General features: G+C 31.3%; 13 protein-coding genes. 11 read left to right on the forward strand and 2 right to left on the reverse strand.

Translation table 11 applies throughout. The features are described from left to right. Window positions 1-146: 146 nt before the first annotated feature. The 6 genes from EI427_RS18815 to EI427_RS18840 all read left to right on the forward strand — a co-directional run bounded on the left by EI427_RS18815 (window position 147) and on the right by EI427_RS18840 (window position 12,334). A complete protein-coding gene (locus tag EI427_RS18815) occupies window positions 147-2,084 on the forward strand; it encodes a DUF349 domain-containing protein (protein ID WP_126617658.1) in 1,938 nt (645 codons plus the stop codon). A gap of 225 nt (window positions 2,085-2,309) precedes the next feature. After that, window positions 2,310-3,158: a type IX secretion system ring subunit PorN/GldN gene (porN, locus tag EI427_RS18820; protein ID WP_170178544.1), complete on the forward strand. Its 849-nt coding sequence runs from the start codon at window positions 2,310-2,312 to the stop codon at window positions 3,156-3,158. 96 nt (window positions 3,159-3,254) lie between these two features. After that, the gene (locus EI427_RS18825; RefSeq protein ID WP_126617662.1) at window positions 3,255-8,621 is read left to right on the forward strand and encodes an alpha-2-macroglobulin family protein; all 5,367 of its coding nucleotides are present in this window, start codon (window positions 3,255-3,257) and stop codon (window positions 8,619-8,621) included. Further along, window positions 8,614-10,374 carry a BamA/TamA family outer membrane protein gene (locus tag EI427_RS18830; protein WP_126617664.1) on the forward strand — a complete coding sequence of 587 codons (1,761 nt, stop codon included), beginning with the start codon at window positions 8,614-8,616 and terminating at the stop codon, window positions 10,372-10,374. Before EI427_RS18825 ends, EI427_RS18830 begins: the two co-directional genes overlap by 8 nt. 312 nt (window positions 10,375-10,686) lie before the next feature. Next, complete coding sequence (locus EI427_RS18835; protein ID WP_126617666.1) at window positions 10,687-11,247, forward strand: RNA polymerase sigma factor; 561 nt, start codon at window positions 10,687-10,689, stop codon at window positions 11,245-11,247. Further along, window positions 11,228-12,334: an outer membrane beta-barrel protein gene (locus EI427_RS18840; RefSeq protein ID WP_126617667.1), complete on the forward strand. Its 1,107-nt coding sequence runs from the start codon at window positions 11,228-11,230 to the stop codon at window positions 12,332-12,334. The genes EI427_RS18835 and EI427_RS18840 overlap by 20 nt, the downstream gene beginning before the upstream one ends. A gap of 129 nt (window positions 12,335-12,463) precedes the next feature. Here the strand turns inward: EI427_RS18840 and EI427_RS18845 are convergent, their stop codons facing one another. Further along, window positions 12,464-12,718, reverse strand: a complete 255-nt coding sequence (locus EI427_RS18845) for a hypothetical protein (RefSeq protein ID WP_126617669.1) — start codon at window positions 12,716-12,718, stop codon at window positions 12,464-12,466. Then, on the reverse strand, window positions 12,675-13,298 hold the full coding sequence (locus tag EI427_RS18850) for an RNA polymerase sigma factor (RefSeq protein ID WP_126617670.1): 624 nt from the start codon (window positions 13,296-13,298) through the stop codon (window positions 12,675-12,677). The genes EI427_RS18845 and EI427_RS18850 overlap by 44 nt, the downstream gene beginning before the upstream one ends. A gap of 330 nt (window positions 13,299-13,628) precedes the next feature. Here EI427_RS18850 and EI427_RS18855 point away from each other — a divergent pair, with 330 nt between their 5' ends. The 5 genes from EI427_RS18855 to EI427_RS18875 all read left to right on the forward strand — a co-directional run bounded on the left by EI427_RS18855 (window position 13,629) and on the right by EI427_RS18875 (window position 22,487). Beyond that, complete coding sequence (locus EI427_RS18855) at window positions 13,629-14,093, forward strand: nucleoside deaminase (protein ID WP_126617673.1); 465 nt, start codon at window positions 13,629-13,631, stop codon at window positions 14,091-14,093. Continuing rightward, window positions 14,093-14,584 (forward strand): tetratricopeptide repeat protein, encoded by a 492-nt coding sequence (locus EI427_RS18860; RefSeq protein ID WP_126617675.1) that lies wholly within the window; start codon window positions 14,093-14,095, stop codon window positions 14,582-14,584. Before EI427_RS18855 ends, EI427_RS18860 begins: the two co-directional genes overlap by 1 nt. A 154-nt stretch (window positions 14,585-14,738) precedes the next feature. Further along, window positions 14,739-15,368, forward strand: a complete 630-nt coding sequence (locus EI427_RS18865) for an OB-fold-containig protein (RefSeq protein ID WP_126617677.1) — start codon at window positions 14,739-14,741, stop codon at window positions 15,366-15,368. A gap of 40 nt (window positions 15,369-15,408) precedes the next feature. Further along, complete coding sequence (locus tag EI427_RS18870) at window positions 15,409-17,544, forward strand: flotillin family protein (protein WP_126617679.1); 2,136 nt, start codon at window positions 15,409-15,411, stop codon at window positions 17,542-17,544. 74 nt (window positions 17,545-17,618) lie between these two features. After that, window positions 17,619-22,487 carry a DNA repair ATPase gene (locus EI427_RS18875; RefSeq protein ID WP_126617681.1) on the forward strand — a complete coding sequence of 1,623 codons (4,869 nt, stop codon included), beginning with the start codon at window positions 17,619-17,621 and terminating at the stop codon, window positions 22,485-22,487. Window positions 22,488-22,536: the final 49 nt, after the last annotated feature.

A 22,536-nucleotide genomic window follows, 5' to 3' on the forward strand; every position in this document is an offset into this window, starting at 1 on the left:
CATTTCAGAATTATAACTTTGATCATAATTTACAATTTTAATGCATGTCGGTGACATAGCATTAAAGGATATATCTTCACCAATTTATTTATAAAGTTTAATCAACAACTTTTATTATCATTTAAAAACCAAACAGGCGAATAGCGATGTCAGATTCCCAAATTATCGAGCACAAGAACATTACAGAGTACGGATATGTACAAGAAGGTAAAGTATTTCTACGAGGGTATTACGATTTTAAAGACCGAGAAATCGGTGTAGTAAGAGAAAGCGACGAAGAAAGTTTACAATATTTTGTAGACAGATTTTCAATGGTAACAGACAAAGTTTTGGCTGTTCAAGATGCTGTTCATACTGCAGAGAACAAAGGTTCTTTCTTAATGAAGCTCATTCACATGAGAACTTATCTAGCTTCATTTAATGGTTTAGGAGATTTTACTAAACTATACGAAATTATCAATGTATTAGAAGATGAAATCAACGATTACATTGCTATTAACAGAGATAAAAACCTTGAAATTAAGCAAGCTTTATTAAAAGAAGCAGAAGATTGGAAAGGAAGCCAAGATTGGAAAGAAGCATCTCTACGCTTTAAAGAAATTAAAATGAACTGGATCAAAACCGGTTCAGCTATCAAGGAAGAAGAAGAAGAACTTTCTGAAAAGTTCAATGCTTATATGGATGAGTTCTATCAAGGTAGAACAGAATTCTTTAGAGAGCAAAATGAACTTCATGAACAATATATTGATCTATACGAAGCTTTACTTATTAAAGTAAGACGAATTAATCGTCAAGGCGGCGGAGATGATCACGTTCAAGCTGTTAAAGATATTCAGCAAGAATGGAGAAACGTTGGCCAAGTTCCTAAAAAGAAAATGGGATTCTTGGGTAATGATTTCAAACGTGAAACTGCTAAATTCTTCAACTCATTAGGTGGAGGATATGGTCAAGATCGTGGTGGTTATGGTCAGCAACGTGGTGGCTATGGTCAGCAGCGTGGTGGTTATGGTCAACAAGGCGGTGGAGATCGCGGCGGATACCAACAACGCGGTGGTTATGGTCAACAAGGCGGTGGAGATCGTGGAGGTTACCAACAACGTGGTGGTTATGGTCAACAAGGCGGTGGAGATCGCGGTGGATACCAACAACGCGGTGGTTATGGTCAACAAAGCGGTGGAGATCGCGGCGGATACCAACAACGCAGTAGTGGTGGAGATCGCGGTGGTTATGGTCAACAAGGCGGTGGAGATCGCGGCGGATACCAACAACGCGGTGGTTATGGTCAACAAGGCGGTGGAGATCGCGGCGGATACCAACAACGTAGTGGTGGTGGAGATCGTGGCGGATATGGCCAACAAGGCGGTGGAGATCGCGGCGGATACCAACAACGCAGTAGTGGTGGAGAACGCGGTGGTTACCAACAACGTAGTAGTGGTGGTGAACGCGGAGGATACGGCCAACAAAGTGGTGGAGAACGTGGTGGCTACCAACAACGTAGTAGTGAAGGAGAACGCGGAGGTTACCAACAACGCGGAAGTTACCAACAACGTGAAAGTTATGGTAGCAGTGATCGTCCTGCTTACAGTACTAGAGATATGGGTTCAGCTGGTGTTCCTCAAGAATCTAAAAAAGATTTATTAGACACAGCAGAAAGATACTTAACAGATGGTGCACCATTTAATATTGCAAACATTAAGCAATTGCAAAATGGATGGAAATCTTTAGGTAAAGAACCTTCTCAAGAAGATAAAGAAATGAATTTACGTTTCCGTATTGTTTGTAACGAAATCTTTGAGAGTCATTTCTTAGAGCGTACTGCAAAAAATGAGGAGCCAGATTTATATAGCTTATCTGATTTTGAGCAATTGAAAATCAAACTTGACATCTTAAGAGAATCTATTCGTAAAGATGAGCAAGAGTTATTTGAATTTAATGCTAAATATTCTTCAATTTTGTCTTCGTCTACAACGGAACAAAACACAGAGAATTACGCTTTATATCAAGAACGTAACAACTATGTGAACAAGTTGAAAACAAAACAACGTATCCTTAAGAAATTAGAGGATAAATTGTTAGCAATGTAATTCACATTATTAAATATTTAAAGCACCTTAGAATTCATTTTCTAAGGTGCTTTTTTTTATTACTTAGGTACGAAAACTTACATTAATAGCTAAATGATTTTTAATATTCTCGATATTTGTATGTACTGCTAACATAAGAACTTTAAGAATATGGCATGATATTTTTAAGTGAAGTGATAACTGAAAATAAATAATCCTAGATATTATTCCATTATGCGACAAATAATGAAAACATATAAATTACTGATCTGCTTATTATTTATAAGTATATCAGCACTTGCTCAAGCACCTGATACAATGACCAACCCACACTCAATGATGAATATTCAGAAATATGAGGTAATGTGGAAAAAGTCATTATGGTTTAGAGTAAATCTTCAGACAAAATCTAATTATGGTTTCTTCGCGAAAAATCACGAGATCACTCAAGTGATTATTGATGCGGTAAAGAATGATAAGATTGTACCTTTTGCAAGTGATACACTCGAAACAAGAATATCGAAACAAGAGTTTCTTAGCCGTTTAATTATTCCTCAGACAATATCTGATACTGATTATGATGACGACGATGCTGCTTGGGGTGATTTAGATGGAAATAAAGCAGCAAATGATTCTGGTCAAAAACCAGGTGATGAATATTCTGCAGATCGATTATGGGCTATTGAATTAAAAGTGGACAGAATCTTTGATAAAAGAAGGTCTAAGATGTATTCTGATTTAGTTGCTGTTAATTTAATTATTCCAGCTTCTGAAAACCCAAAAGGAATAGACATTGTATTAGGTTCTTTTTCATTTAGAGAATTGAATGAGATGGTATTTCATTTACAAGGAGAAGATGGTAAATTAATAGATGACCCATCAGCAATATGGTACAATAGTTATAACCCTGCTCAGCATAGAAATTTAGGTGATGCTTTTGCTTTAGAATTATATGATGGTAGATTAATTAAGTTTGAAAACCCACAAGATAATTCAATCATCATGATGTATGGAAATAATAAACGTTCTTTATATCAATCTCAAGAAGCGGTTTACAAACTAATGGAATACGAAGCTCTTCTTTGGGAATATTAAAAAGACCAACAAAATACTTTAAGCCATATCAATTTGATATGGCTTTTTTATTATTTTTGATTAATAAGAATCTAAACTAAGATACCAATAAGCAAAATGAGGTTCATAACACAATGCCAACTATTATTTTTATTTGTTTTATTTTCAGGGTGTTCATCGGATCAAGCATCTAAAATTATCTACAAGAATTTTACAGACGAAGTAGAAGTAAAACAAAATCTATCATTTACGTTTAGTAGTGAAACACGAGAAGCTAAAAGCGATGAATGGATAAATACACCTTACTTAACAATTAGCCCAGAAGTAAATGGTAAATTTAGATGGTCTGCCAAAAACACATTAGTATTCTCTCCAGAGGTAGGATTTAAGCCATCAACTAAATATGTTTTACAGTTTTCTAGTAGTGAACTAAGTAAAGAGGGTATTATTTTATCATCAGATCAGCAAACCTACTCCTTTAAAACTCCTGTATTAAAAGTTATAAATAAGCAAGTTACTTGGGCTTTAGGAAAGCATAATAAGCCTGTTCCTCATATTAGCTTTGAATTTAATTATCCTGTTGATAGTGAGGAGCTCTCAAAGCTTTTAAAGTTTAAAGAGGGTGCTCAATCATTAAAATTTGAAAAGAATAGTAACAGTATTAATCATAAAGTAGTTTATACTCTTTTGGATTATAATAGTGAAAAAGATACTTCAATTAAATTATCTATTAATAAAGGTCTGAATACAAAGAATGGTAGTATAAGTATGCCTTCTTATGAGTCAGAATTAATAGTACCTAAAAAACAAAAATTTGCTATTTCATCAGTAGAAGCAAAAACAACTGCTGGGAGTAATGTAATCTTGATAAATACGAATCAAGGTGTTTATAGAGAGAAAAATATTAAATCATTAATTAAGGTATCACCTAAAGTAACTTTTGAAGTTGAAGAAAAAGAAAATGGAATTAAGCTAGTTGGAGACTTTAGATCAGGTCAAGATTATAATGTTAGAATAGCAGCTAAATTAAAAGGTGTATTTAGAACTCCTTTAGGAAAAGAATACAAAGAGAATGTTGTTTTTGGTGAGCTAACACCAAGTATTTCTTTTGTTGATAAAAAATCAATCTACCTATCAAATAAAGGGAAGAAAGAAATAGATTTGAGTATTGTGAATGTACCAGAAATAGACATTAAAATATTTAAGATCTATAAAAATAATTTACTATCGTTTTTTGATAATAATAGCAACTACCAAGAAAGCGATTATTATTATTACGGTCCTCAGTATTATAAATTAGGAGATGAAGTATTTTCTAGGTCAAAAGTTTCTGTAAGAGATTTGGAAACAGTTGGTATTAACCAAGTACTATCACTTGATTTTTTAGATGAAAACAAGTTTGAGGGAGTATATGTAATTGAATTAAGAAGCTCTGAAAAAAGGTATTTAGCTGTACATAAACTTTTAAGTATATCAGATATTGGTTTAATAGTTAAAGAAGGAAAAAATAGTGCTTTAGTTTATGCTAATTCTATTGCTGATGCGTCTGCTTTATCAGGAGTAGAGGTAACACTGGTAAGTAGAAATAATCAGGAAGTTTATACTCAAAAAACAGGAAGTGATGGTATAGCCAAATTTGAAGACTTAGCTAAAAATGCAAAAGGGTTTGATATAAAGATGGTTTATGCTAAAAATGGATCAGACTTTAATTATATAAATTATGATCAAACACGAATAAGTACAGCAAGGTTTAATGTAGGTGGATTACGATTAAATAGCACAGGAATGATGACCTATATTTATGGTGACCGTAACCTCTATAGACCTGGTGAAACTGTATATTTTAAGACAGTAACAAGAGATAATAATTGGAACCCTGCCCCAAATCAACCTATAAAAGTTAAAGTGTATTTACCAGATGGTAACGAATTAATATCTAGAAGAGCAACTTTAAATGCTCAAGGTACTTATGAAGGGAGTGTAAAATTGATGGATGCAGGAGTAACAGGTGCTTACAGAATAGAAGTTAGCACAGCAAATGATATTGTTTTGGCATCTCATAAAATTTCTGTTGAAGATTTTATGCCAGATCGTATCAAAGTTGAAACTCAGACATCCAAAAAACAAATAGGTAATAATGATAGCTTTACTTTAAATGGTAAAGCAGTTAATTTGTTTGGACCTCCTGCCTCAAATAGAAACTATGAAGTTGATTTATCACTGAGTAGAAAATCAATTCTCCCAAAAAATTATGAGGAGTATAACTTTACTTTAAATGGAAGAGTAGATTTATCTTATTTAGATCATTTAAGACAAGGAAAAACAGATACTGAAGGCTTATTTAAAGAAGAGTTTTCAATTGATGATAAATATGAAAATAGTGGTTTGCTTGAAGCTAAAATTTATACCACAGTTTTTGATGAATCAGGTAGACCTGTTAGAAGATTAGCCAAAATAGAAATTCCAACACAACAATATTTTATAGGAATTAAGGATGATGATTGGTATGTAAAAACAAAAAGTAAGATTAAACTGCCAATTATAGCTGTAAATAAAGAAATGAAAGTAGCTAATAATGCTAAGGTTATTGTTAATCTTATTCGTTATGAATGGCAGTCTGTTATGGAGAGTACATATAATGGACGTTATAGATATGTATCAAGAAAAAAGGCTATTCCTGTTTCTACAAAGACTATAAATATTTCTGGTGAAAAAGCTTACTTTTCATTTGTTCCTGAAATTTCTGGAGAATATGAAGTTCAGATAAAAGTACCTGATGCTAGTAATTATGTAACTAAGCGTTACTATGCTTATGGATGGGGTGAGACAACAAATTCAGCATTTGAAGTTGATAAAGAAGGTAGAGTTACCATTGAGCCAGAAAAAACAGTTTATAATATTGGAGACAAAGCAAAAATCTTGTTTAAAACACCTTTTAAAGGAAAGATGCTTGTTACTATAGAACAGGATGAAGTAGTATCATATCAAATTGTAAATACTGATAATAAATCTGCATCTATTGAAATTCCAATACAAGAAGAACATCTACCGAATATATTTATAACAGCAACTTTAATAAAAGGAGCAAAAGACAATGCTTTGCCGTTAACTGTAGCACATGGTTTTGTACCATTAAAAGTAACATCACCAAAAAGGAAAATAGATTTGAGAATAGAAGCACCTAAAGAGAGTCGCTCTAGAAAATCTCAAACTATAGAAGTTACATCTGGTAATGGAGAAGAAGATATTGAAGTTACAGTAGCTGTTGTTGATGAAGGAATATTACAGATAAAGAATTATATAACACCTAATCCGTTTAATTTCTTTTACCAGAATAGAGCATTGAATGTTGATACCTATAACATTTATCCTAAGATGATGCAGTTTAAACAGCAAGCCAATAGTTTTGGTTCTGATATGGCTAATTTAGGTGCTAGAGCTAATCCTATGATTAATAATAGAGTTAATCTTGTTGCCTATTGGAGCGGAACATTAAAAACTGATAATGATGGAAAAGTGAAGTTTACAGTTAATATTCCTGAGTTTTCTGGTGAGTTGAGAGTAATGGCTGTAGCTGTAAAGGGTAATGCTTTTGGTACTGCAGAAATGAAGATGAAAGTTAAAGACCCTTTAGTTATAAGTACTTCTTTACCTCGCTTCTTAAGCCCTAAAGATAAAAATGAGGCAAGTATTATGTTAGCAAACACAACAGATAAGCCTGTTGATGTAAAAACATCTTTAGCAATAAATGGAGCACTTTCTGTAGAAGATACACAACTGGAAACAGTAGAAATACCAGCTAATTCTGAGAAGATGATCAACTTTACTTTATTAGCTGATAATACAATTGGTACAGGTAAAGTAACAGTTATTGCAAATGCTTTAAATGAAGACTTTATTTCTGAAACGAATATTAATGTACGTCCTTCTACATCTTTACTAAAATCAAATGGTGAAAATGTAATTCAAGCTAATCAGTCTAAATCAATTGATTTAAAAGAAGATTATATTAAATCTTCAATTAAAGGAAAATTATGGTTGAGTAAATCACCAATGATGCAGTTTGCGAAAAGCCTAAACTACCTTATTAGATATCCTTATGGGTGTGTTGAACAAACTACATCTGCAGTATTCCCTCAGTTGTATTTAGGCGATTTAGCGAATACATTAAATAAAGGTATTCATTCTAATAAATCTGATTTCTATATTAATGAAGCAATAAGAAAACTACAAAGTATGCAAATGTACAATGGAGGTTTATCTTATTGGCAAGGCGGGTCATATGTAAGTTATTATGGCTCTGCTTATGCAACTCACTTTTTATTAGAAGCAAAAAATAAAGGGTATGAAGTAGATCGAAAAGTACTAAATAAGTTATTAGATTACCTTCAGAAAAACGTAAAGAAGAAGAATAAAGAAACCTACACTTATTACAATAGTAGAAACGAAAGGACTACTAGAACTTATGCGGATAAAACAACATTCTATGCTTTGTATATCTTAGCAGAAGCGGGTAAGGCTGATATTCCAACAATGAATTATTACAAGAAAAATAGTGCTCTTGTTCCAAAAGATTCAAAGTATGTTTTAGCAGCTTCTTATTTAAGAGTTGGAGATCAAAAAAGTTATAGGTTATTATTACCAAAATCTTTTGGAGTAAGTAAATCTGAGACAGAATTTGGAGGTAGCTTTTCATCATTCATAAGAGATCAAGCATTAGCTTTAAATGTACTACTAAGTACCGATCCTAAGAATGCTCAGATTGGCGTGTTATCAAAAGAGTTGACAGAGTCTATGAAAAGTAAAGAGTGGATGTCTACTCAAGAAAGAGCTTTTGGCTTATTAGCTTTAGGTAAATTAGCACAGAAAGCATCAGCTCAAAATGTAAAGGCAGTTATTTTAGCAGATGGTAATAAAGTAGCTGAGTTTGATAATGAAGACCTTTCACTTACTAAAGAAGTTTTAGGAAAAGAAATTGATATTAAAGTAACTGGAAATGGTCAACTTTATTATTTCTGGGAAATTGAAGGTTTAAATGCTTCAGGAAATTATCCAGAAGAAGATAAAAAATTAAAAGTTCGAAGAACGTATTATAATAGAGATGGTAAAGCAATATCTACATCTTCATTTAAGCAAAATGATTTAATTATTGTGGGTATTACTTTACAAACAGATGGAAGAAATGTAGAAAACGTTGTAGTAACAGATATGTTACCAGCAGGTTTCGAAATTGAAAATCCAAGGTTGGGAGATGTACCAGGTATGGGTTGGACTAAATCTAAAGCAAGTATTCCTCAGCATGTAGATTTTAGAGACGACCGTGTACATTTCTTTACTACTGCTAATAAAAAGATGAAAACATATTTTTATGTAGTAAGAGCTGTCAGTAAAGGAACATTTAAAGTAGGTCCTGTTAGTGCTGATGCTATGTATAACGGTGCTTATCATTCTTATAATGGAGCTAGAACAATAGTAGTTGAATAAAATTTTTAATCATATAGAAAATAAAAAGAGTAGAGTAGTGGTAATAACTACTCTACTTTTACTTTTTACAAGCAGTTTATTGTTTGGACAAGAGAACTATACCTTAGAATGGGAGTTAGTAGATAATGTTCATCATTCTATTCGTAAACAATTTCAACCCAATTCATTTAAAGATTCCTTAGAGTTACAATTAGCTGTAAAAAACAAAGTAATTCAATTTTCAGAAGTTGGTTACTTACTTACTTCTGTTGATACTATAATTATAAAAGAGAATACTTATAAGTATGTAATATTTATAGGACCAAAGCTTGATGTAATGACTGTTGATACAAAAGCAGTGAACATGCAAGTATTAAAGGGAAGGTATTGGAAAGGAAGCGGAATAAATAAAGAAATTAAAACTACTGAACTATCAAAAGCAAAAGATCAAATAATTAGGTATTATGAGGATAGAGGCTATCCTTTTGCTTCTACTTGGATTGATTCAATATCCTTTAACAACAATAATAAATTACAAGGAGTTCTTAAAGTTAACTTAGGTGACCCTGTAGTATTTGATACATTGATTGTGAAAAAGACAGCGCCTTTAGGTGTCCATAAGAAGTTTTTTGAGGCATATTTAGGTTTAAAAAAAGGAGAAATATTTAGACAAAGAAATGTTGATAGAGCTGAAGTTATTTTAAAGGAAACTCCTTATTTAAAGCTTAAAAAATCGCCAAAAGTAGTATTTGAATATGGTAAAGCAATGGTAGAAATGCCAATTGAGAAACGAAAAGCAAGTAGAGCTGATGGCATGTTAGGTTTTGCTCCAAATTCTGATGAAGAAGGAGGCTTACTTCTAACCGGACAAGTACTTTTAGATTTAAGAAACCCATTTGGAACAGGAAAAAGATTTTATATTGATTGGAAAAAACCTGATAATGATTCGCAATGGTTTAATGCAAGATATGAGCATCCAAGAATATTTAGATCTCGATTTGATTTTGGGTATACTATAAACTTGCAGAAACAAGATTCTACATTTTTAATGGTAAATAATGGAATTGACTTTAGCAGAAAAGTATCAATAAGAGGAGAAGTCAAATTAGGTGCTAATTGGGAGTCTAGTAGATTACTTAGAGAAATATCAGAACAAGAAGCAGATACTTTAAACGATACAAAAACAACTACCTATTCTGTAGGATATAAATGGCAAAATTTAGATGATCCTTTAGCCCCAAGAAGAGGTGTTCGTTGGAGAGGTACATTAAGTGGAGGACAAAGAACTATTATTTTTAATCCATCCTATAATCAAGATATTTACGATGGAATACAACCTAATTCAGCTATTATTAAATGGCAATTTGATGCAGAATATTATTTTGGAATGACAAAGTGGTTAGATGGTTACTTTAAATTAGATGCCGCCCAAATGATTGGAGATCATTTTTATAAGAATGAACTATATAGAATAGGTGGCTTTAGAAGTTTAAGGGGTTTTAATGAAGGAGAACTTTATGTAGACCGATACGCTGTTCTTACCGCAGAACCTAGAATAAACATTGGAGGGACATCTTTCATTTTCTTATTTGCAGATATTGCAATTACTGGAGATGGAAATGTTATTGATTTACCTCTAGGAATTGGTGCTGGAGTAAATATAGAAACACGTTCTGGTGACTTTTCTATAGCGTATGCACTTGGACGAACAGATGAAATTGCTCTTAACATGGATTTAGCTAAAATACATTTTGGCTTTATTGGTAAATTTTAGTTTAACAAAAAAGTTGGTTTTTAAGATATTTTGCAAATTTCTTTAGTAACTATTAATACTTACTGTGAAATAATCAAAAATATAAAGGACTAATAATCAGTATTTAAGAACGTTTGTATACATTAGATCAATATAACTCTATTCAATTTTCATAAACTATGTGTCTATATAGTACATAGTTGACTTAAGGTAAATCAGTTCTACAAGAGTAGTGTCAAATTTAAATATAAAGAAGTGTCTTTATTTTAATGTAGAAACTGAAATATTGATTTTTTTAATCCTGTAAAGGATGAAACGTAACTTAAATCCATCATGTTTCAAGACGAAGATTTAATCGAAGGCTGTAAAAACGGCGATAAGCGAACCCAGAGAAGACTCTACGAACAATACAGTAGTGCGCTAATGTCTGTAGCTTGTAGATATTCCAGAACAGAAGAAGATGCAAGAGACATTGTACAAGAATCGTTTATTAAGATTTTTAAAAAAATTGGAACTTTTAGAAATGAATCATCTTTAAAACATTGGATGAGAAGAATTGTAGTGAATACTGCAATTAACTTTCAAAGGTCTAAATTATACTTATATCCAATGATGGATGTAAACGATATGTACGACCTTAAAGAAGAAGCAATGGCGTTGAGTGATTATAGCTTTCAAGAGTTATTAAATCTTTTACAACGTTTACCAGATGGATGTCGCGTAATCTTTAACTTATATGCTATAGAAGGGTATAAGCATAAAGAAATTGCAGAAATGACAGGTGTTACAGAAGGGACTTCTAAATCTCAATTTTCGAGAGCAAGGAAATTACTTAAGGCTATGATTGAAGAATCTGAAATTGAAAGATATTGTTATGCAAAAGAAAGAGGATAATTACGGAGATTTTGAAAAAGTGTGGCAAGATGCCTTTCAAAATGAAAGTGTTTCTCCACCTGCTGACTTATGGGATTCGATAGAAGAAGATATTGATGGATTTAATAAAAAGAAAAGCTATCATACCTTTCTACGTTCTGTTGCTGCAATGATTACTATTGGTTTACTAACAAGTTTTTTAGTAAAATATGATATGCCTAGGGGTGAATCTTTCGCTAATAATAAGGTTACTATCAATGACAAAAAAATTGAAACAGCATCAGTTTTACCAATACATATTTTAGAAGGTACACCTTCTTCAAAAAAAATGTTGGTAGATAATATCTCCAAAATTGATTTAGTAGCAAGAAATAATGAGCTACCTTCTAGAAGAGTAGTTACTGATAAAAAAGTAATTAATAATGAAGAAAGCTCATCAAAATATGTATACCATGAATTAGGTAGAGTTGATAGAGAAAAATCTGAAGTGAACAATAACTTAAATTTTATTTCGAGTTATAATCAGAATTTGATTTCTGCAGGAACCTTATCAGGAAATAAAAGAAAGAAGCAAACCTACATTGGATTAGAGATAGAAATGCAATCAATTGATCCAAATTTAAAAGTGAATGATCAATTAATTTCAAACACTACAATTGCCCCAGTTATAGGTATTGAAGGTGGTATTAAATTTAATAAAGGACATTTTTTAGCATTAGGAGTAAAATTCACTGATCTAGTTTTCACTACAAATAGTAATGATAATTCAGGAGAAATAGCTCAGAAAATATTGTCTGTACCAGTAAAGGTTGGATATGCGTTTGATAAGAACAAATGGTCTTTAGGTATACATGCAGCAGCTATAACAAATGTTATGCTACAGCATAAAGCTACAAATGATACATTAATAGATAGTAGTGATTTATCTACGGTTTCTTTAACAGCTCAGGTTGGAGCTGAGTTTAATTATAAGTTATCAGATAAATACTCTGTAAAATTAGGAACTTCTTATGGAGTATCTTTAACAGACCAGAGTACAGCTGAAGATATATCTTTAACACCTAAAGCATACTCAATAAGTATGGGTGTTAAGTATAATATTATCTAAAATATATAAATTAATTAAGTAGATGTACATCTGAATTTTCCGATTTTGATTGTACAATAACTTATTTTAGAGTTAAAAGAAAAGGCTATCAAAATGATAGCCTTTTTTTAAGAGTTTAATTTATTAAAATCAATTAGACTCGTCGTTGTCAATCGCTTTTTTAGCGAAATCCAAAATATTTTTAATAGACCTAATACTAGGTTCTTTTTCAATTTTATCTAAAGCATTTTTTGTAGTAGTCCCATCTTTAAGGAATTTTTTACACGTAGTATCTGTAGAGATAATTTTCTTATCATCAAGTGATAAAGACTCTTCATTATATAATTGAAGAATTACTTTATTAAGAAGAGATTCTTTGCGTGGATGTTTTTTGTCTAACTGCATTAGTAGAATTTTCGCTTTGTTGCTCCATCATTTTGCGAAGATTGATGAGGGCATAACGCATTCTACCGAGTGCTGTATTAATACTAACACCTGTAGAATCAGCAATTTCTTGGAAACTCATTTGCATATAATGACGCATTACTAATACTTCTCTTTGAGTATCTGGTAAACGATCTACCAAATTTCTTACGTTATCTTGAGTCTCTTTTTCAATTTTCTTATCTTCAAAAGAATGTTCAGAAAATTCTAGAGTATCAAAAACACTACTACCGTCTTCCATAACTATAGTAGGATAACGCTTTTGCTTACGGAAGTAATCAATAGCCATATTATGTGCTATGCGAGAAATCCAAGGCATAAATTTGCCTTCCTCATTATACTTACCTGCTCTGATCATTTTTATTGCTTTAATAAATGTATCTTGCAATAAATCTTCAGCTACATATTCGTCTTTTACAATAAGTAAAATACTAGTAAATAGCTTGTTTTTATATTTATTCAATAGTTGTTCAAAAGCAATTTCGCTACCGTTAAGGTATTGAGATATTAATTCTTGGTCAGATAGTATATATTGTTTCATGCTTCGCGTATTTAAAACGTTAATTCAAAGTACTTTATTATACAGTTTGGTAAGTATTTAATAAAAATGTACAAATTACACTCTTAGAAAATAGTGGAGTACTTTATCATAAATTCCTTGTTTGTAAATATTTGAATTTATTAAGAAATTAAAAATCGCTTCATCTAACTATATAGTGGGTTCATCGAAAAAAAGACGCTATTCGTCTAAATGGGCTATTAACAAGGCCTGTTGTCTTCTTAAAAGTCAATGAAATATTGAATTAATTTAATTATTCTCAAAAATGACTGTTTAGTCATAATGTTTAAAAATATTAGAATAGTACAATTTATGTCTAATAAAATTTCAAAAGAGCATTATAAGTTTATGCAGGTAGCTTTAGCAGAAGCCCAGAAAGCATTTGATGAAGATGAAATTCCAGTTGGGGCTATAGTAGTAGCAAATGGGAAAGTTATAGGTAAAGGCTATAATCAAACCGAAAAATTAAACGACCCTACAGCTCATGCAGAAATGTTGGCAATTACTGCAGCAACAAATTATTTAGGATCAAGACATTTATCTGATTGTACTTTATATGTAACATTAGAACCTTGTGCAATGTGTGCAGGTGCAATTTTTTGGGCCCAAGTAGGAGAAATAGTTTATGGTGCGGCAGATGATAAGAGAGGATTTAGAGCTTATTCTGATAAATTAGCACACCCAAGATCAAAATATATAACAGGAATCCTAGAAGAAGAGTGTCATGATTTATTGATGAGTTTCTTTAAACGATTAAGAGAGAAAAGAAAAAAGTAATGGAAAAGGTAATAATAGAACAAGTAGAAAAATTATTAGATCAAGATAAATTTGATCAATTAGAAGAAATACTTCAACCATTGTTAAATGTACACCCTAAAGCAAAAGAACTTTTAGGACTAAGTTTTTTAAAACAATGGAGAAATGAAGAAGCGGAGGAAATATTTGAAGCATTAAAGAATGAGTTTTCAAGTAATGCTGATTATTACTATTATTATGGTGCAAGTTTAGGACAACAAGCTAAAGGAGCTAATATGTTTAAGTTAATTCAGATAGCACCAAAATCTAAAGAGGCTTTTGAAAAAGCTATTGAATTAGATAATCAACATGTTCCTGCATACTGGGGTTTACTAAGATATTATGGTAATGCTCCAGCAATGTTTGGAGGTTATCCAAAAGGTAAAGAGCTAGCAGATTCGTTAGCCATTTTTAATAAAAAAGAAGCTGACGATGCATATAATTTTTTGAAAGAGAAGTTTGGTGAGCAATAAAAAACTAAAAATTATAAAATGTTAAACAAATGGTTGATAAGGTAAAACTCATCAACCATTTTGTATTTAAACCCGTTAATAATCTTAAATATTCGCATTATTTAAATTATGATGTGTAATATTCATATATTAGTTTACTCTTAAAAAAACTAAAATGGAATTACTGGAAGACTCTCTGAAACTAATCAACTTACCGTATACTTTTCTTCTTTTTTTATGCTTACTATACTGGTTAAATGTATTTGTAGGTTTTATAACTCCAGACTTTATTGATTTACAATTTGAAGGTGATACAGATATCGATTTAGATATTGATGATGTTAGTTTTAGTGCATCTGTTTGGGCATCGTCAGCACAATTCTTATATCTAGGAACTGTTCCGATAATGATTATAACTACTGTATTATCTACTTTAATGTGGGTGTTTTCTGTGTTAGGAAATCATTATTTAGGTAATGAATCAGTTATATATGCTTTAGTAGCATTTGTTCCTATTTTATTGATATCAATATTTTTAACTCGATTTGTAGCTTATCCTTTTTCAATTTTATTTAAAAAATTAAATGAGCAAGAGGATAGAACTATAATCGGGAAAGTTAGTAAAGTAATTCTATCAACAACCCACAATAGAAAAGGACAAGCTTCTGTATTAGTAGGAAAAGCAGAACAAAAAATTTATATAAAATCTTCTAACAACGAAAATATCTCTAAAGGAGAAGAAGCGTTAATTTTGGAATATGATAATTCCGAAAAATGTTACTTGGTTCAACCAATAACTTTATAAAACTAAATTTCTTAATTATTAATTAACTAGACTATTATTCATGGATTCACAGATGTTAATGGCAGTGATGGGCATTGCCGCGGTTCTTATTTTTGGAACATTAGGCTCAATTATCAGTTTTTACAAAAAAGTACATCAAGGTAAAGCTCTTGTAAGAACTGGCATGGGAGGATTACGAGTTATAACTCAAAATGGAGGATTTGTAATCCCTATTATCCATAAGGCAGAAAGAATGGATGTATCTTTAAAAAGCATCGAAATCAGTAGAGAAGGTAAACAAGGACTTATATGTCAGGATAACCTCCGTGCAGATATTAGAGTAGTATTCTTTATTCGTGTAAATAACCAAGAAGAGGATATTGCAACTGTAGCACAAACAGTGGGTTGTGAAAGAGCATCAGATACAGAATTATTATTCTCACTTTTTGAAGCCAAGTTCTCTGAAGCTTTAAAAACAATTGGTAAACGTTTTGATTTTATTGAGTTGTACACTTCTCGTGAAAAAATGAAACAAGAAGTTATTGATATTATCGGAACAGATTTAAACGGGTATGTTTTAGATGATTGTGCAATTGATTATCTAGAACAAACTAAAATTGACTACTTAGATCCTGATAATATTTTAGATGCAGAAGGTATTAAAAAAATTATTGATTTAACAGCGAATCAGAAAATACAGGCTAACCTTATTAAAAATGAGGAAGAGAAAAAAATCAAGAAACAAGATGTAGAAAAGATTGAAGCTGTTCTTATTTTAGATAAACAAAAAGTAGAAGCTGAAGAAAGACAGAAAAGAGAAATTGAAACACTTCGCGCAAGAGAAGAGTCTGTAACAGAAACGGTTGTTCAAGAAGAAAGATTAAAAGCTGAAAAAGCGAAACTTCTGGTAGATGAAGAACTTGAAATTCAAGAAAAGAATAAAGAACGCGAAGTATTAGTAGCTAGTAAAAATATTGAAAAAACGGAAGCTCTAGAAAATGAAAAAATTGATAGAGAACAGAAATTAGCTCAAACTGAAAAAGATAAGTTTGTTGAACTTGCTATTATTGCAAAAGAGAAATCTTTGGAAGAACAAAAAAGAGATATTCAAGATGTAATAAAAGAACGTATAGCTGTTCAGAAATCCGTAGTAGAAGAGGAAGAAAGAATCAAAGATACGCAGGCATTTTCTGAAGCTCAACGTGTTAAAAAAGTAGCAATTACTTTGGCAGAACAGAAAGCAGAAGAAAGCTTGATGGCTGAATTAAAAGCAGCTGAAGCAGCAAAAGAAGCTTCTAAACTAAAAGCAGAACAACAGAAAATTGAAGCTGCAGCAGATTTCGAAACATCTAATCAGAAAGCAGCTGCAATTAAAACCTTAGCAGAAGCAAAAGTAAAAGAACAAGCAACAGAAGGGTTTGCACAAGCTCAGGTTTCTGAAGCTAAATCTTTAGCTAAAGAAAAAGAAGCAATAGCAGAAGCACAATTTATTGCGACAACATCAGAAGCTCAAGCAACTGCAAATAGACAGTTAGGTGAAGCAGAAGCAGAAGTATTGCGTAAGAAAATGATTGCTGAAGCGGAAGGAATGGAGCAGAAATCTAAAGCAATAGAATTAGAAGGTTTAGCAGAAGCAAAAGTACTTGAGCAAAAAGCACTTATAGAAGCACAAAGAATTGAAGCTGAAGCTAAAGCTGCACAACATATGGATGGTGCAATTTTAGAATTAGAGAAATTTAAACTTCAGTTAAATCAAGAAAAAGATTTATCGCTTGCTAAATTCGAAATGCAACAAGAATTAACTAAAGCACAAGCTACGGTTATGGCAGAGGCAGTGAAGAGTAGTGATATTCGTATTGTGGGTGGAGAAACTCAGGTGTACGATAGAATAATTAAATCAATTTCTATGGGCGATGCAGTAGATTCATTCTTTGAGGCTAGTTCTGTAGCAACAGAAGTGAAAGAGAATTTATTGGATGATTCTGATGGGAAAAATATCATTGGTAAAGTAAAAGGTTTTATAGATCAATTTGGTATTTCTACTGAAGACATTAAGAACCTTAGTGTTGCTGGATTATTAAGTAAAATGAAGGTAATGGCACAAGACGATCAATCTAAAACTTGGTTAGATAGTGCTTTATTAACTGCAGAGAAATCTGGTATTGCAAATATTGCAGCAGGAACATTATTAAACTAAATAATTACTTTCTTAAGAGTTACTTCTTTATATAAAAGAGGTAACTCTATTTTTCTCTTAAAATTCCAACCCTCATGCTTGAAAACGGAACATACGAACTTCTCCAAAAAAGACTACAAGAAAGCAGCAGTGAACTTCAAAACTCTTTAGATAATTTAAATACGCTAAGGAAAGATTTATTTGGTTCAATTGAGATTGGGTTAATAGCATCAGATAGATTGATGACTGAAAATAACTGTACAGCAAGGGATATGATTCCTATTGGTAATACATTTATTTTTGGTTACAACGTTCAACTTGGTTTAAGAACTGAGATGACTTTAACGGATGTTTTTAGTATTTATTCTTATAAAGATGAATCTCATTCTTTCCATGCAGAACCATTAATCCTTATAAATGATAAACAATTTATAAAGGATTTTAGAGAGCTATACCAATATAATAAAGGCACTAAGTTTACTCAATTTTTTAAAATTGGGAATAGCCTGTTTATGCTTTTTCAAATTAGTGATCGTGTTGGAGATATCAAGGCGTTTAAATGGAGCGTAGAGAATGAAACTCTTAAATATGTAGATGCTAGAAGTGAACATGAAATTAAGTTTCCTTCTCAACATGAATTTGAATGGGTTAAAACAAAAAGAGAAGATTTTAGAGAAGGGTTACACCCTCATGTTTCTATAAATGATAAGGTATTTGTAGAAACTGTTGGAGGAGACCTAACCATAAAAATTGAGGATAATACTTCTGAAGGTGAAGGGATTTTAGCAGAAGAGGTAGAAGAGAAAGATCAAAGATTAGAAGATGGAGATATTCATTTTGCTGATTTAGGAAATTTAATTTTACTGAAAGTACTTCCATATAGAGAAAAAGTATGGCGTTACTTTATTTACAATGATAAACTTAAAACGGCAATACGAGTTAATGCTCTTTCAAATGCTTGTATTCTTTTACCAGAAGAGCAAGGAGTAATTTTCTCAAATGGCTATTACTTGCAAAATGGTGAGTATAAGATTTTTGAAAAAATTGAACATGATTGGATATTTAAGAAAAAGATAGTAGCTCCAAACGGAGAAGATTACCTTTTTATTTTTTATCAAAGAGATACCGGAGAATATATATTATTATCATATAACGTAATTGAACAAACAGTTCAGCCTCCTCTAAAATGTAATGGGTATTCATTATTTAAGAATGGAGAATTGGTTTATTTTAAATCTGATAATGAACCAAGAAAAACACATACATTACAAATTCTTCAATCTCCATTTGTAGATCCAGATGCTGTTCAAATACAAAGTAATAAAGAACATTTTTTGATAAATGTTGGGAATAAAGAAGTTGTAAAGGCAATGGCTCAGATGAAGAGCATACATGTTCTTTGTAATAAGCCGGATAGCTATTTAGGTTTATATTCCGATATTCTTCAAGAGACGACAAGTACTTTAGATATCTATACGTGGCTAGAGCGAGAAGATGTAGGTAAATTGTCTACATCATTATTAGCAATTCAGAATACTGCTGGAGCTGCAATAGAAGAGTATGAAAAAGTAAACAGGCAACGTAAAAACGCAGACGAAGAAGAAACTGCATTTAATACAGAGTGTGTAAAGATAACTAGAGAAACAGATAGAGAGACATATAAGGATATAACAGGCTTTGTGAAAGCGCTTGCAACTTTAAGAGCTTTAAGAGGGAAAGCTGTAAGCTTAAAAGAAGTAAGGTATATCTCTATTGAGCCACTAGAAGAGTGGGAAGTTAAATTAAAAGAGCAGACACAAAAAATAGGAGAACGTTGTACACGCTTTCTTTTAGGAGAAGATGCTTTAAATGCATTTATTTCTAAAATTGATGAAATAAGAAAAGCTTTAGAAACTATAGAAAAAACTGTAGATATTGATGAAGCAATAGAAGAATTAGCTACAATAGGTAAGGAGTTAGAATTACTTATTGAAACAGTATCTAATTTAAATATAAAGGATCCGACACAAACTGCAGAAATAATAAACCGTATTTCTAATCTATTTTCATCATTAAATAGTGTAAAAGCACAATCAAAAGAAAAAAAGACACAATTATCTAAAGCTGAAGCAAGTGCAGAATTTACAGCTCAATTTAGGTTATTGGAGCAATCAGTATCTAGTTTTTTAGATATAGCAAATAGCCCAGAGGAATGTGAAGAATACTTGAGTAAACTTTCTGCTCAAATAGAAGAGTTAGAAGGAAAGTTTTCTGAGCATGATACATTTTCTGAGCAATTAGAAATAAAAAGAGAAGAAGTAGCAAGTGCTTTTGAAAATAAGAAGATTCAATTAGAGGAAATTCGTAACCGTAAATCTATGCGTTTACGAAATTCTGCTGATAGAATGATTCAATCAATCTTATCAAAGGCAAAAAAGATAGAAAAAGAAGATCAATTGACAGCTTATTTCTCAACAGATTTATTAATTGAGAAATTAAGAGATACGTCAACTAAACTTTCAGAAATAGGAGATACTTCTAAAGCAGAAGAGGTTTTAGGAGCATTAAAAAATGCTCAAAAAGAAGCTATAAGACAACTTCGAGATAGATCGGAGTTAAATGTTGATGGTCCTGGATTTATAAGGTTTGGTAAACACTCTTTTGCTGTAAGTCAGCAAGAATTAAATGCAACAATTGTAGAAAGGAAAGGTAATTTGTTTTACCATTTAACAGGAACAGACTTTTTTACAGAGGTTCAAAACAAAGCTTTAGAAAATACACAAGATGTTTGGACAATGTCTATTCCTTCAGAATCTTCTTCAATTTATAGATCAGAGTATTTGGCTTACGTATTTATAAATCAAAAATATGGAGGTAATACATCCGTTATTCAATCTTTATCAAAAGAGCAGTTAGATAAAGAGGTATTAGAATATATGAGTAAAGCATTGAATGAAGGGTATTTAAAAGGAGTACATAACGTTGATGCTGTAAAAATTATTCAAACATATTCTGCATTAAATTTATCTTTAAAGACTTTATGTTACGATACTAAAACAAGAGCTTTAGCTCAATTGGTTTGGTTAAAAGAATTACCTAAAGAAGAGAAAGAAAGAATAAATCAGTGGTCAACTGGCTTTTCATTATTTAAGCAAGCTTTTTTAGAAAAGGTTGACCCTTCCTCAATACTAAAATACATTATTCCATATAGTGATATTGTTCTTGAAAAATTAAATATTCAAGATGATATCAACGCAACAGATATAGCACTTTGCTTAATTGATTTACTTTCTGAATCTAATTTTATAGTAAGTGCTGAAGCAGATTATTTAAAAGAGGAATTTAATAGGTTATTGATTTCTAAAAATTTAGTAGAGCCATTTAAAGATAACATGCAAAGATTATCTAAAGATTGGGATCAACTAATTACATTTTTAGATATTGGTTGGGATACATTATTTAAATCAACAGCTTTTAAAGGCGAAGCATCTGATTATACTCAGTATACTTTAGAAGCAAGTTTATTATTAGCAGATGCTTTTAATGCAGAAAGACAAGTTGTAAAAATAGAGCATAAACAAGTTATAAAAGGCTTATTAGGAGATCATAAATTAATAGATAAAGGAGAGTATGTTTTAAATTATCATGATTTTTCAAATCGTATAAAGAAGCACCTCAGAAAAGATCTTCCTATGTTTAATACATATATAGAGCAAAGAGGAAAAGTATTAACTCAATTTAAAAAAGAAATAAAATTATCTTCTTTTGAGCCCAAAGTATTGTCCTCTTTTGTGAGGAATAGATTAATAAATGATGTATATCTACCATTAATAGGAGAAAACCTTTCTAAACAAATTGGAGCATCAGGAAAGAAAAAGAGAACAGATTTAATGGGTTTATTGCTATTAATATCTCCTCCTGGTTACGGTAAAACTACATTAATGGAGTATGTAGCCAATAGGTTAGGACTTATTTTCATGAAAATAAACGGTCCATCAATTGGGCATCAGGTATTGTCTTTAGACCCAGAAGAAGCTCCAAACGCAACAGCAAGAGAAGAATTAGAAAAACTAGGATTGGCATTAGAAATGGGTAATAATGTAATGTTATACCTTGATGATATTCAACATTGTAATCCGGAGTTTTTACAGAAATTTATCTCTTTATGTGATGGTCAACGTAAAATAGAGGGTGTTTATAATGGAAACACCAAAACATATGATTTAAGAGGTAAAAGGTTCTGTGTAATTATGGCAGGGAATCCATATACAGAATCAGGTGATAAGTTTCAGATTCCTGATATGTTAGCTAACAGAGCTGATACTTATAATTTAGGAGAAGTAATTGGAAGCACACAAACAGCTTTTGAATTAAGTTACATAGAGAATTGTCTTACCTCTAATCAATTTATATCTCAATGGACTAACTACCCTAAAAAAGATTTGTATCAACTTATTTCATCTATTAAAAATGATAGTCTTTCAACATTAGAGTTAGAAGTAAATTTATCTACAGATGAAAAAGAGGAGAGTATAAAAGTATTTAAGCAATTACTTTATGTTCAAGATGTAATTCTAAAGGTAAATCAGAATTATGTTTCTTCTGCTGCTCAGGATGATGATTATAGAATTGAACCTCCATTTAAATTACAAGGTTCTTACCGTAATATGAACAAATTGGCAGAGAAGGTTTCTCCAATAATGAATGATACTGAATTAAAAGATCTTGTCATTTCTCATTACGAAAATGAATCACAAACATTGACTAGTGCTGCTGAAGAAAACCTCTTAAAGTTTAAAGAATCGTTAGAGATTTTAACTGAAGATGAGTTTAATCGATGGGAAGAAATCAAACAGACTTTTAGGAAGAAAAACAATTTAAAAGTTCTAGGAGATCAGAAAGGTGAAAAAATGTTGACTCATTTATCTGATATTTCGGGAGCTATTAAATCACTTAAAAAAGAAATGATTTACGTAGTGAAATAATAATTAAATGTCAAAAAAAGCTCTAAAACTATAGAAGTTTTAGAGCTTT

Source organism: Flammeovirga pectinis (genome assembly GCF_003970675.1).
Classification (GTDB): domain Bacteria; phylum Bacteroidota; class Bacteroidia; order Cytophagales; family Flammeovirgaceae; genus Flammeovirga; species Flammeovirga pectinis.

Bases quoted from the DNA above. Each gene is read 5' to 3' on its own strand.
- EI427_RS18825 (WP_126617662.1), top strand. From the start codon at position 3,255: ATGAGGTTCATAACACAATGCCAACTATTATTTTTATTTGTTTTATTT.
- EI427_RS18845 (WP_126617669.1), bottom strand. From the start codon at position 12,718: ATGCAGTTAGACAAAAAACATCCACGCAAAGAATCTCTTCTTAATAAA.
- EI427_RS18815 (WP_126617658.1), top strand. From the start codon at position 147: ATGTCAGATTCCCAAATTATCGAGCACAAGAACATTACAGAGTACGGA.
- EI427_RS18840 (WP_126617667.1), top strand. From the start codon at position 11,228: ATGCAAAAGAAAGAGGATAATTACGGAGATTTTGAAAAAGTGTGGCAA.
- EI427_RS18850 (WP_126617670.1), bottom strand. From the start codon at position 13,298: ATGAAACAATATATACTATCTGACCAAGAATTAATATCTCAATACCTT.
- EI427_RS18855 (WP_126617673.1), top strand. From the start codon at position 13,629: ATGTCTAATAAAATTTCAAAAGAGCATTATAAGTTTATGCAGGTAGCT.
- EI427_RS18860 (WP_126617675.1), top strand. From the start codon at position 14,093: ATGGAAAAGGTAATAATAGAACAAGTAGAAAAATTATTAGATCAAGAT.
- porN (WP_170178544.1), top strand. From the start codon at position 2,310: ATGAAAACATATAAATTACTGATCTGCTTATTATTTATAAGTATATCA.
- EI427_RS18865 (WP_126617677.1), top strand. From the start codon at position 14,739: ATGGAATTACTGGAAGACTCTCTGAAACTAATCAACTTACCGTATACT.
- EI427_RS18835 (WP_126617666.1), top strand. From the start codon at position 10,687: ATGTTTCAAGACGAAGATTTAATCGAAGGCTGTAAAAACGGCGATAAG.
- EI427_RS18870 (WP_126617679.1), top strand. From the start codon at position 15,409: ATGGATTCACAGATGTTAATGGCAGTGATGGGCATTGCCGCGGTTCTT.
- EI427_RS18875 (WP_126617681.1), top strand. From the start codon at position 17,619: ATGCTTGAAAACGGAACATACGAACTTCTCCAAAAAAGACTACAAGAA.